General features: G+C 71.2%; 11 protein-coding genes. 5 read left to right on the plus strand and 6 right to left on the minus strand.

Going from position 1 to position 11072, the window contains the following annotated elements:
* The 3 genes from GY24_RS15955 to GY24_RS15965 all read left to right on the plus strand — a co-directional run.
* Nucleotides 1-401 (plus strand): DUF2306 domain-containing protein (locus tag GY24_RS15955; protein WP_133161225.1); only part of this gene is annotated, 401 nt, incomplete at its 5' end.
* On the plus strand, nucleotides 398-1369 hold the full coding sequence (locus tag GY24_RS15960; protein WP_104477458.1) for an NAD(P)-dependent alcohol dehydrogenase: 972 nt from the start codon (nucleotides 398-400) through the stop codon (nucleotides 1367-1369). The genes GY24_RS15955 and GY24_RS15960, both read left to right, overlap by 4 nt.
* Nucleotides 1370-1398: 29 nt before the next feature.
* Nucleotides 1399-2064: a DUF4389 domain-containing protein gene (locus tag GY24_RS15965; RefSeq protein ID WP_104477460.1), complete on the plus strand. Its 666-nt coding sequence runs from the start codon at nucleotides 1399-1401 to the stop codon at nucleotides 2062-2064.
* A 35-nt stretch (nucleotides 2065-2099) separates the two neighbouring features.
* Here GY24_RS15965 and GY24_RS15970 read toward each other — a convergent pair whose 3' ends face one another.
* The 3 genes from GY24_RS15970 to GY24_RS15980 all read right to left on the minus strand — a co-directional run bounded on the left by GY24_RS15970 (nucleotide 2100) and on the right by GY24_RS15980 (nucleotide 4248).
* Nucleotides 2100-2846 (minus strand): hypothetical protein, encoded by a 747-nt coding sequence (locus tag GY24_RS15970; protein ID WP_104477462.1) that lies wholly within the window; start codon nucleotides 2844-2846, stop codon nucleotides 2100-2102.
* A complete protein-coding gene (locus GY24_RS15975; protein WP_104477464.1) occupies nucleotides 2843-3421 on the minus strand; it encodes an RNA polymerase sigma factor in 579 nt (192 codons plus the stop codon). Before GY24_RS15975 ends, GY24_RS15970 begins: the two co-directional genes overlap by 4 nt.
* 119 nt (nucleotides 3422-3540) lie before the next feature.
* Complete coding sequence (locus GY24_RS15980) at nucleotides 3541-4248, minus strand: DUF4191 domain-containing protein (RefSeq protein WP_083364011.1); 708 nt, start codon at nucleotides 4246-4248, stop codon at nucleotides 3541-3543.
* Nucleotides 4249-4431: 183 nt separating this feature from the next.
* Here GY24_RS15980 and GY24_RS15985 point away from each other — a divergent pair, with 183 nt between their 5' ends.
* On the plus strand, nucleotides 4432-5859 hold the full coding sequence (locus tag GY24_RS15985; protein ID WP_104477466.1) for a protein kinase family protein: 1428 nt from the start codon (nucleotides 4432-4434) through the stop codon (nucleotides 5857-5859).
* Here GY24_RS15985 and sucB read toward each other — a convergent pair.
* The 3 genes from sucB to GY24_RS16000 all read right to left on the minus strand — a co-directional run bounded on the left by sucB (nucleotide 5856) and on the right by GY24_RS16000 (nucleotide 10328).
* A complete protein-coding gene (gene sucB, locus GY24_RS15990; RefSeq protein ID WP_104477468.1) occupies nucleotides 5856-7280 on the minus strand; it encodes a 2-oxoglutarate dehydrogenase, E2 component, dihydrolipoamide succinyltransferase in 1425 nt (474 codons plus the stop codon). The genes GY24_RS15985 and sucB overlap by 4 nt on opposite strands.
* Before the next feature lie 61 nt (nucleotides 7281-7341).
* Nucleotides 7342-8715 carry a dihydrolipoyl dehydrogenase gene (gene lpdA, locus GY24_RS15995; protein ID WP_104477470.1) on the minus strand — a complete coding sequence of 458 codons (1374 nt, stop codon included), beginning with the start codon at nucleotides 8713-8715 and terminating at the stop codon, nucleotides 7342-7344.
* Between the two features lie 104 nt (nucleotides 8716-8819).
* Nucleotides 8820-10328, minus strand: a complete 1509-nt coding sequence (locus GY24_RS16000) for a leucyl aminopeptidase (RefSeq protein WP_104477472.1) — start codon at nucleotides 10326-10328, stop codon at nucleotides 8820-8822.
* 92 nt (nucleotides 10329-10420) lie between these two features.
* Here GY24_RS16000 and GY24_RS16005 point away from each other — a divergent pair.
* Nucleotides 10421-11072, plus strand: a 652-nt coding sequence (locus tag GY24_RS16005; protein ID WP_104477475.1) for a proteasome assembly chaperone family protein, incomplete at its 3' end; no start/stop codon positions are given.

An 11072-nucleotide genomic window follows, 5' to 3' on the forward strand; every position in this document is an offset into this window, starting at 1 on the left:
GGCATCGCACCGCGGGACGCATCCTCATCCCCGCCGGCGTGCTCACGGCCCTCTCGGGGATGTGGATGGCCGTCTTCTACCAGCTCCCCGCCGGAGACGGCGTCGCCCTGCTCGTGCTGCGCCTGCTGTTCGGCTCGGCGATGCTGGCGAGCATCGCGCTGGCGGTTCGCGCCATCATCCGCCGGGACTTCGTCACGCACAGCGAATGGATGACGCGGGCGTACGCCATCGCCCTCGGTGCGGGCACGCAGGCCCTGCTGCTGATTCCCTCGGGGATCCTCTTCGGCGCGCACAGCGAGATTCCGCGCGCCGTGGTCATGGGCACCGCGTGGGCGCTCAACCTGGCCGTGGCCGAGCTGGTCATCCGCCGCCGTGCCGCTCTCAGCGGGGTGACCCGATGAGGGCCGCCGTGTACCACCGCTTCGGTGGACCGGACGTTGTGCGCATCGAGCAGGTGCCCCAGCCGGCGGTCGGCGCCACCGAGGTGTTGATCCGGGTGCGGGCGACCACCGTCAGTGCCGCCGACCGGCGTGCACGCAGCAAGGACGTGCCCGCGGGGTTGGCACTTCCGTCCTCCCTGGTCCTGGGTGTCAGGCGCCCCCGGCGGCCAATCCTCGGCATGGATGTCGCCGGCGTGGTTGAGTCGGTCGGGGCGCGGGTGACCCGGTTCCGGCCCGGCGACGAGGTGGTCGCCATGCTCGGCAGCCGTTTCGCCGGGCACGCAGAGTTCGCCGTTGCCGACGAGTCCAGCGCCATCGCCCTCAAGCCCACCACCGCCAGCTTCGCCGAGGCGGTGGCCCTGGTATTCGGCGGCGTCACCGCCAGGGCCTTCCTCAATCAGACGCGCGTGGCGCCCGGCAGCAGCGTGCTGGTCAACGGCGCCTCCGGTGCCGTCGGATCCGCGGCGGTGCAACTGTGCGCCGCCGCCGGCGCCCACGTGACCGCTGTCAGCAGCGCCGGCAATGCCGAGCTGGTGCTCTCGCTCGGGGCAGACAGCACCGTCGACTACAACGCCGCCGACTTTGCAGGCGGGCGCGATCGCTACGACAACGTGATCGACTGTGTCGGCAACGCGCCCGTGTCCCGGGTGCTCCCGGTGCTGAACCCCGGCGGGGCCGTCCTGCTGGTGGCGGGCAACCTCCGCTCGCTCGTCACTGCACCGGGGCAGGCGAGGCGACACGGGCTGACGGTCGCAACCGCTCCCGGTCCCTACCTGGCATCAGACCTCGAGCACCTCGGCCGGCTCATGGACGCGGGTCGGCTCCGTGCGGTCATCGAGCGCTGCTACCCGCTTGAGCAGATCACCGCCGCGCACCGGCGCGTCGACACCAACCGCAAGCGCGGCAACGTCGTCATCGACGTCGGCTGACGCCGACTCCACACGAAAGGGCCCGGCCCATGATCACCCCTTCCCCGGTGCGGCTCGAGGCCGCCCTTGACCCACGGCTCTCTCGGTGGCTCTGGCTGGTGAAGATGTTCCTTGCGATCCCGCACTATCTGATCCTGCTCGGCCTCACCGCAGCGCTCGTGGCCACCACCGTCGTCTCCGGCGCCGCGATCCTCGTGACCGGGCGGTATCCGCGCCCGTTGTTCGATTTCGCCGTCGGCGTGTTCCGCTGGCACTGGCGGGTCGGCTTCTACGTCTACGCCGGCCTCGGAACCGACCGCTACCCGCCCATGACGCTCGCCCAGACCGACTACCCGGCGGATTTCTCTGTTGACTATCCCGAACGCCTGTCGCGCCCGCGCGTGCTCGTCAAATGGCTGCTCGGGATCCCGCACCTGGTGCTGATCGGCCTGTTCGTCGGCGTCATCATGCTCTACCCGTGGGACGTGTTCCTGGATTGGCAGGGCGGGCCACCGACCGGCGGCTACTCCGTGTTCAACCTGCTGGTGGTGATCGCGGGGATATTCCTGCTGGTCACCGGCCGGTACCCGCGCCCCCTGTTCGAGTTCTTGGTCGGCGTGAGCCGCTGGGTCTACCGGACGCTCGCGTACCTCGGCCTGATGACCGACGTGTATCCGCCGTTCCGCCTGGACTCCGGCGGGCGGGAGCCCGGTTGACGCCGGAGATGGCTGCTGATCCTCGTGATCCCCGCCTAGCCCTGGGGCGGCTCGAAACCGACGACCGGGACGCCGTTGAACAGCGGCCAGAACACGACGTCGGTGTCGGGCAGCTGAATCGTCATCGCCTGTGGGTGCACGGGCCAGTAGCCGACGAGCGTCCGAGCCGCGCTCGGGTCTGGCACGGGGCGCCAGGGGTCGAGGACCCCCAGGCCCTCGTAGTCGAATCCGGGCTGGAGATACGCCTCGACCTGAGTTCCCCGCGGGAAGAGCCGTTCGAGTGCGCCGTCGGACTGGAGGTACTCGACGTGCGGGTCCGGGGACTCCAGCACGATGCCGATGGTGTCGGATTCCGGATCGCCGGGCTCGCGCTGGCCGTGCGTCGTCTCGACTTGATCGAGCCGCAGCACCGGAACGGTGGCGGGCCCGAGGATTCCGGAGACCGCGAGGGAATCGATACCGACAACCCGCCCGGTGACCACGAGGCTGGCATACGGCAGGAGCTCAGCCGGGGATCCGAAGACAACGATGTCGGCGGTGCCGCCGCTGGTCACGGCACTGTAGCCAGGAACGGGGGCGGCGGCCTGAGGGGTGCCGCCCGGCGCGCTCTGCCCTGGCACGAGGAACCCTGCCGTCACAGCGACGGCCAGGGCGGCCGCACCGCTCGTTGCGGCGGTGACCAGCCGCCGCCGGGTCCTCGAGCGGCGATACCGGGCGGCGTGCTCGTCGAGGAGGGCGCTGCGGAGTGCGGAGGTGCGATCGGGTGCCGGATTGGTTTTCATCGTTGTGCCTCCGTGAGCGGTGCGGCTGCGGGTGTCGCGAAACCGGCGGGGACATCAGCCTCTCCGAGCCCGGCCGCGAGTCGAGCTTTCGCGCGGGCCAGCCTCGACTTGGCCGTTCCGAGGGCAATGCCCAACGCGCGAGCGGCCTCGGCCTCGCTGAACCCCTCCAGAACGCGAAGTGTCAGAATCTCGCGGTCTGTGCCCGACAGTGCGAGAAACGCCGCGCGGACGTCCTCGTCAACCGCATCATCGGGGCGATGCGACTCCTCGGGCACCGGCAACCGCGCCAGCAGTGCGTGATAGCGGCGGGCGCTCCTGCTCGCGTTGCGCGCGACATTCGTCGCCGTCACGAGCAGCCAGGGCAGCAGCGAGCCATCGACGAAGCGCACCTGGCGGCGCTTCCGCCAGCACTCCAGGAAGACCATGGCCGCGACATCCTCCGCCTCGTGCGCCTGCGGAACGAGGCGCAGGCAGTGCCGCAGCACGCGGGCGTGGTGCCGGTCGAAGAGAGCGCCGAAGGCGGCCGAGTCGCCGGCACACGCCAGCGCCCAGTCGTCTTCGTCGCTTGTGCTCATACCCTGGAATGTCCGCTCGTCGCCGATCGGTTCCACTCTGGCCCGAGCGCGCGGGTGTCGGCGTTAACGCACGAGACGGATGCCGCAGCGCTGCGGCATCCGTCTCGTGTTGTTGCTGGCTAGCGACCGCGCTGCGGGCGCACCTTGAACGGGTCGATGCCCTTGGGGATCGGCAGCTGGGTGCCGAGCGAGCTCAGGCGGTTGTTGATGGCGAGCACCTCGGCCTTGCTCAGCGTGTTCTTGATGCGGGAGAGGCTGCGCGGGATCTTGTGCAGCGGCACTTCGCCCTCACCGCGGCCGACGGTCACGAACTCGACCGGGACGTTCGGCAGGATCCGGCCGATCTTGCGCTTCTCGTCCTCGAGCATGCGGGCGGTGCGGGAGGACGCGCCCTCGGCGATCAGCACGATGCCGCCGCGGCCGACGGCGCGGTAGACGGCATCCTGGGTCTTGCCGTTGACGGCGACCGGCATCTCGCTGCCGATCCAGCCACGGCGCAGCGAGCTGCGCAGCACGGCACCGACGGCCCCCGGCTGGCCCTCGATCTGCGAGTAGGCGGCCTTCTCGGCGAGACGGCCGAGGATGATCAGGGCGATCAGCACGCCGGCGAGCACACCGGCGACCACCCAGAGGGCGATCGTGAAACCGTTGCCGTTGCCGAGCACGATGCCAAGCACCACGCCGACGATGATCGGGGCGAGGAAGCCGAGCAGCATGAGCCACTGCGCGCTCGAGTCGTAGCGGCGGGTCATTTGGAAGACCTGCCACATTTGCTTGAAGCGACCGGGTTGCTTGGGGGTGGAAGACTTCTCCGAGCTACGTGCCATGCTCTCTAGAATACCGAGTCGGCGGCGGCCCCGTGACCGCTTCAGCTGGGTGGGCTGTTATGCACTGCGGGGCTGGTCGCGGAAGTTCTGCACAGACCCTGGCCGGTGCCCGGCGCGGCCCGGTTCTCGGCGCAGGATGGGCCCGTGAGATGGACGCGGCGAAGCGACGGAGGACGGGCGGACGTGGATGCGCCCGCCGCATCCGGCGCACGCGGGGGCGCGGATGCCGCGGCGCCGGCGCACCTCGCCGGCTACCGGGTGATCCGGCGGCTGGCAGTCGGGCGGAGCGCCGCCGTCTACCTCGGCCATGCCGACGCCGGCCCCCTCGCCCTGCGCGTCTTCCACGCGGGCGCGGACGCCGAGCGGGTGGATCGGGAGATCGCCGTGCTCTGCGGGCTGCCGCCGGGCGTGGCGGCCCCCCTGCACGATGTGCTCACGCTGCCGGACGGGCGGATCTGCCTCGTGCTGGAGCGTGATGACGGCCCCAGCCTGGCCGAGTTCCTCGCCGAGCGGGGGCACATCCGCGCGGGGGAGGCGGTCACCATCCTGGCGCCGCTGGCCGTCGCTCTGGACCGTTTGCACCGGCACGGCTGGAGCCACGGGGCGGTGGATGCCGGCGCCGTCCGTTTCGACGCGGCGGGGCGGGCGCACCTGGCCGGCTGGGCGGAGGCCAGCCCACTGGCGACGGGCGCCGAGCGCACCCGGGTGCTGCGTGCCGAGTACGCGGGCCTGGCGGCCGTCGCCCGCCTGGTCTGCGGGGCCGTCGATGCGGGCAGCGCCGCCCCGCACGAGGTGCAGGAGCTGCTGGACTGGTTGGGGGAGCGCGTCGCGGCCCACCCGTTCCTGTCGTGCGCGGCCGAGTTCGAGCGCCGGCTGTTCGGCCTCGCCCGGCCCCTCGCCGTGCGTCTCGGTCGCCCTGATGCCGATCCGCGCGGCCACGCGGGCGTTCCGCTGCGCCTGGCCGGGCAACCCCTGCGGCCGGCCGCGGAGGGTGCCGATGAGCCGAACCGGCCGCCGGCCGCGCGATGGCGCGGCTGGGCGCTGCCGGACGGGCTGGCCGGTGCCCTGCGGGACCGGCTGAACGCCCACCGGTGGCCCGTCGTCGTCGCGGCGGCGCTGGCCGGGGCGCTGTTCGTGCTCGCCATCACGCTGCTGCCGCCCGGGGGAGACGGGAGCGCGGCGGTCGCGCCCACGCCCGCGCCCGCCGCGCCGGCCACGGAGCCTCCGCCGGCGGGCGCGGCGGCACAGGCAGGGGTCGAGGCAGGGGTCGAGGCCGAGCCGGTGGCGGCCGCCGCCCGACTGCTCGCCCGACGGGAGGGCTGCTTCCGGGAGTCGTCGCTGCTCTGCCTGGACGGGGTGCTGGATCCCGGCGGGCCGCTGGCGGTGACGGATGCCGCGCTCATCCGCCGTGCACAGCTGGGCGGGGCCGTTCTGCTGCCCGACGCCGTCGACCCCGCCTCGCTCAGCCTGGTCGAGCAGAACGGCGGCGCGGCCCTGCTCGCGCTGACGACAGGCGGCCGGGGAGAGGCGGGGGACAACGCGAAACCGGCCTCGCTCCTGATGATCAGGGGCGAGGCCGGTTGGCTGCTACGAGAGCTGTTCGACTACTAGTAGCCGAGCTGCGATTCGAACGCCGCACCCTCGAGGCGCGCCTTCACCGTGGTGAGGAAGCGGGCCGCGTCTGCGCCATCGACGATGCGGTGGTCGTAGGAGAGGGCGAGGTAGACCATCGAGCGGATCGAGATCGAGTCAATGCCGTTGTCGCTGACGACGACGGGCTTCTTGACGACGACACCGGTGCCGAGGATGGCGACCTGGGGCAGGAACACCAGCGGGGTGTCGAACAGCGCGCCACGCGAACCGGTGTTGGTCAGCGTGAAGGTGCCGCCGGCCAGCTCGTCGGGCTTGAGCTTGTTCTCGCGGGTGCGGCCGGCCAGATCGGCGATCTGGGCTGCCAGCTCTGCGATGTTCAGCGAGCTCGCGTCGCGCACCACGGGGGTGAGCAGACCGCGCTCGGTGTCCACGGCGATGCTCAGGTTCTCGTGGTCCGGGTAGACGATCGAGTCACCGTCGACGGTGGCGTTGATCACCGGGTACGCCTTGAGCGCCTCGGCGGCGGCCAGTGCGAAGAACGGCATGAAGGAGAGCTTGTTGCCGGTCTTGGCGAGGAACTCGGCCTTGACCTTGTCGCGCAGCATGGCGACGCGGGTGACGTCGACCTCGACCAGCGTGGTCAGCTGTGCGGTGGAGTTCATCGAGATGACGGCCCGCTCGGCGACGACCTTGCGCAGGCGCGACATCGGCTGAACGGTGCCGCGCAGCGGCGAGACCTCGACGACGGGGGCCGCGGCAACGGCGCCGGCAGCGGGAGCCTGTGCGGAGAGCACGTCCTGCTTGCGGATGCGACCGCCGACACCGGTTCCGGTGAGGGTGTTGAGGTCGACGCCCTGCTCGTTGGCGAGCTTGCGCACGATCGGCGTGACGTAGCCGCTGGTGGAGGCGTGCGATCCGCTCGGCGCTGCCGGGGCGGCGGGGGCGGGTGCTGCGGCCGGGGCGGCAGCGGGGGCGGCGGCCGGCGGAGCCGGGACGTAGACCGGTGCTGCCGGCGGGGCCGGAGCGTAGGCCGGTGCGGCGGGAGCTGCCGGAGCAGCAGGCGCGGCGGGGCCGGGAGCGGCAACGGGGGCCGGGGCGGCAACCGGGGCCTCGGCCTGAGCAGCGACGGGCTCGGGCGCGGCGACGGGCTCGGGCGCGGCGGCCGGGGCGGGGGCCTCGGCGGGGGCCGCAGCGGCGCCGGAGCCGTCACCGATGGTGACCAGCGCGGTGCCGACCTCGACGGTCTCGTCTTCCTGCACCAGGATGGCCTCGATCACGCCGGCGATCGGCGACGGGATCTCAGTGTCGACCTTGTCGGTCGAGACTTCGAGCAGCGGCTCGTCGACCTCGACGCGGTCGCCCACGTTCTTCAACCAACGGGTGACCGTACCCTCTGTGACACTCTCACCGAGTGCCGGGAGGCTGACGGATTCGCTCATGCGATTGTCTCCTTCAAAGCGTTATTCATTCTGAGCTTATTGCAGTCGGGGCGCGCGGCGCTTACAGCGCGTGCAGCGGCTTGCCGGCCAGGTAGAGGAATGCCTCGCCCATGGCCTCGTTCTGGGTGGGGTGCGCGTGGATCAGCGGCGCGATGTCCTCGGGGTATGCCTCCCAGTTGACAGCGAGCTGTGCCTCACCGATGAGCTCGCCGACGCGGGCACCGATCATGTGCACCCCGACGACGGGGCCGTCGTTCACGCGGACGACCTTGACGGAGCCGGCGGTGCCGAGGATCGAGCTCTTGGCGTTGCCGCCCAGGTTGTAGTCGTAGCTGGAGATCTGGTCGGCGCCGAACTTCTCGGCGGCCTTGGCCTCGCTGTAGCCCACCGATGCGACCTCGGGGTCGCAGTAGGTGATCTTCGGGATGTTGATGTCCTCGACGATGATCGGGTTCAGGCCCGCGATCTCCTCGGCGACGAAGATGCCCTGCTGGAAGCTGCGGTGCGCGAGCTGCAGGCCGGGGACGATGTCGCCGATGGCGTAGACGCCGGGCACGTTCGTGGCGAGGCGCTCGTTGGCGATGACGAAGCCGCGGTCCATGGTGATGCCGACCTCTTCGAAGCCGAGGCCGGCAGTTGCCGGGCCACGGCCGACGGCGACGAGCAGCAGCTCGGCCTCGATGGTCTTGCCGTCTTCGAGGGTGACGACGACGCCCGACTCGTTCTGGCTGACGCTCTGGAAGCGCACGCCGAGCGAGTACTCGATGCCGCGCTTGCGGAAGGCGCGCTCGAGCTGCTTGGAGATCGACTCTTCCTCGTTCGGCACCAGGTGCGGGAGGGCCTCGATGATGGTGACGTCGGCGCCGAAGGACTTCCAGACGCTGGCGAACTCGACGCCGATGACGCCGCCGCCGAGCACGGCGACCTTCTTCGGGATGTAGTCGAGCGTGAGGGCCTGCTCGCTCGTGATGACGCGGCCGCCGAGCTCGAGCCCCGGCAGCGAGCGCGAGTACGAGCCGGTCGCCAGGATGACGTTCTTGCCGACGATGGTGTCGGCGCCGACCTGCACGCTGGTGGGGGAGACGAGACGCCCCTCGCCCTCGATGACGGTGATGCCGCGGGCCTTGATCAGACCCTGCAGGCCCTTCCACTTGCTCGTCACGATGCCGTCGCGGTGCGCGTTGACGGTGGTCATGTCGATGCTGTCGAGGGTGGCGTTGACGCCGTACTTGGCAGCGTCGCGGGCGACGTCGGCCACCTCGGCGGTGTGCAGCAAGGCCTTGGTCGGGACGCAGCCGCGGTGCAGGCAGGTGCCGCCGAGCTTGTCCTTCTCAATCAGGGCCACGGTGAAGCCGAGCTGTACAGCCCGGAGCGCGGCCGCATAGCCACCGCTTCCTCCACCGAGAACGACAATGTCAAAATTCTGCTCGGACACTCAGTTACTCCCTTTGCATCAGGTCGATCGGCCTGTTCTGCTCCGCGGGTTTGTGGCCAGCGAGCAGGCGTGTTTGGCAAGCATTTCTTGCCCATACGAGCCTACTACGGGCGGGCATAGTCCTCGGCCAGATTGAGCAGAGTGCGCAGGGTCACGCCGGTCGGGCCCGCACCGGTCGCGCCGTAGGCCGCACCCTCATTGTGCGAGGAGCCGGCGATGTCCAGGTGCGCCCAGGGGATCCTCGTCTCCCCGTCGGCCTGCATCCCGACGAACTCCTGCAGGAACACGCCGGCCAGCAGCATGCCGCCGGCCGGGTTGCCGATCTTCGCGTTGGCGATGTCGGCGACATCCGAGTCGATGGTGGCGCGGAGCTCCTCCGGCAGCGGCATCGGCCAGATCTTCTCGTCGGCGGCGCTGGCGGCCTGGAGCACCCGGGCCAGCAGGGCGTCATCGCCCATCACGGCCGAGTAGCGGCTGCCGAGGGCGACGATCTGCGCGCCGGTCAACGTGGCGACGTCGACGATGGCGTCCGGCTGCTCCTCGGATGCCGCGGCGAGGCCGTCGGCCATGACGAGGCGCCCCTCGGCGTCCGTGTTCAGCACCTCGACGGTCTGGCCGCCGCGGATGCGCAGCACGTCGTTCGGGCGCGTCGCCGTGCCAGAGGGCATGTTCTCGGCCAGGCAGAGCCAGGCCGTCACCCGCACGGGCAGCGCCAGCTTGGCCGCGGCGAGCGCGATGGCGAGCACGGTGGCCGCGCCGGTCATGTCGTACTTCATGCCGACCATGGAGGCGCCGGGCTTCAGCGAGATGCCGCCGGTGTCGAAGGTGATGCCCTTGCCGACCAGGGCCAGGTGCTTGAAGCTGCCGCCGTCGGCCGGCTCGGGGGAGTAGCTGACCTTGACGAGGCGCGGCGGGCGGGACGAGCCCTGGCCGACGCCGAGGATGCCGCCGAAGCCGTCGGCGGCCAGCTCGGCCTCGTCCCAGATCTCCAGCTCGACCGGCAGGCCCTCCGCCGCGGCCTCCGCCCGCTCGGCGAAGCTGGCCGGGAACAGCTCGGAGGGGGGAGTGTTGACGAGGTCCTTGACCAGGGCGAACGCCTCGGTGAGCACGTCGGCGCGGCCGAGCAGGGACTCGACGTCGAGCTCGGCTGCCTCCGCGTCCAGGTGCACGGTGATCTGGCCGGCCGGGGTCTTGGTGCGCTCCAGCGTGCTGCTGCGGAACTCGGTGAAGGAGTAGCTGCCGATGCCGGCGCCCTCCAGCACGGCGGCGGCCTCTGCGGCATCCGCGGTGGCGATGGCGATGGCGACGGTCTCGACGCCGGTCAGCGCGCGCACGGCCGCAGCCGTCGCGCCGCGGAGGCTGTCGGCGGAGACGGTCTTGCCGAGGCCGACAACGGCGATGCTGCGGGCCGCGCCGACGGTGGCGGGGATGCGCACCAGCTGCTCGGCAGCGCCGGTGAAGCCGAGCGCGGCGAGCGCCCCGCCCAGCTCGGCGAACTCGTCCGGCGCGCGCAGCACCGGGGCGCCGTCGACGGAGACGGCCGCGAGCAGGAGCACATCCGCCTCGGAGCTGAGGGCTGATTCGGTGCTGACGAGGGCAGGGGAGAAAGTCATACCCCAATGCTAGGCGCGCGGGAATAGGGTGTTCGCTCACGGCATGGCCGTTCTGCGGTTCGGGCGTCGCCCCGCACGCATAGCATGTTGCTATGCGCGACGCGAGTGAACTGTATCGATTGACCCCGGATGCCGCCAGTGTGCCTGAGGGCCTGCACCTCGTTGCGGGCCTGACCGGTTTCGCCGATGCCGGCGGGGCGGTCGGGCAGTTCACCGAGTACCTGCTCGGCACCATGAACCACGTGGTCGTCGCCGAGTTCGACGCCGACCTGCTGCTGGACTACCGCTCGCGGCGCCCCATCATCTACTTCGACGAGGACCACCTCACCGACTACCAGCCGCCGGCGCTCCGGGTGCACCTGGCCCGCGATGAGCTCGGGCAGCCCTTCCTCATGCTGGCCGGGTTCGAGCCCGACTTCCGCTGGGAGCAGTTCAGCCAGGCGCTGCTCGACCTGGTCGACCGTTTCGGGGTCGCCAGCACGACCTGGGTGCACTCGATCCCGATGCCCGTGCCGCACACGCGCCCGATCGGCGTCACTGTCAGCGGCAACCGCGAGGAGCTCACCTCGGCGATGTCCGTCTGGCGCCCGCACACGCAGGTGCCGGCCAACGCGCTGCACCTGGTGGAGTACCGGCTCGCCGAGCAGGGCCGGCCCACGGTCGGCTTCATCCTGCTGATCCCGCACTACCTGGCCGACACCGAGTACCCGGCCGCCGCCATCTCGGCGCTGGAGAGCGTCAGCG

The sequence above is a fragment of the Microterricola pindariensis genome, assembly GCF_002936985.1.
In the GTDB taxonomy this organism is placed as follows: Bacteria; Actinomycetota; Actinomycetes; order Actinomycetales; family Microbacteriaceae; genus Microterricola; species Microterricola pindariensis.

Excerpts from the sequence above, each read along its gene's own strand:
- GY24_RS15960 (WP_104477458.1), top strand. The coding sequence starts at position 398 with ATGAGGGCCGCCGTGTACCACCGCTTCGGTGGACCGGACGTTGTGCGC.
- GY24_RS15965 (WP_104477460.1), top strand. The coding sequence starts at position 1,399 with ATGATCACCCCTTCCCCGGTGCGGCTCGAGGCCGCCCTTGACCCACGG.
- GY24_RS15970 (WP_104477462.1), bottom strand. The coding sequence starts at position 2,846 with ATGAAAACCAATCCGGCACCCGATCGCACCTCCGCACTCCGCAGCGCC.
- GY24_RS15975 (WP_104477464.1), bottom strand. The coding sequence starts at position 3,421 with ATGAGCACAAGCGACGAAGACGACTGGGCGCTGGCGTGTGCCGGCGAC.
- GY24_RS15980 (WP_083364011.1), bottom strand. The coding sequence starts at position 4,248 with ATGGCACGTAGCTCGGAGAAGTCTTCCACCCCCAAGCAACCCGGTCGC.
- sucB (WP_104477468.1), bottom strand. The coding sequence starts at position 7,280 with ATGAGCGAATCCGTCAGCCTCCCGGCACTCGGTGAGAGTGTCACAGAG.
- GY24_RS16000 (WP_104477472.1), bottom strand. The coding sequence starts at position 10,328 with ATGACTTTCTCCCCTGCCCTCGTCAGCACCGAATCAGCCCTCAGCTCC.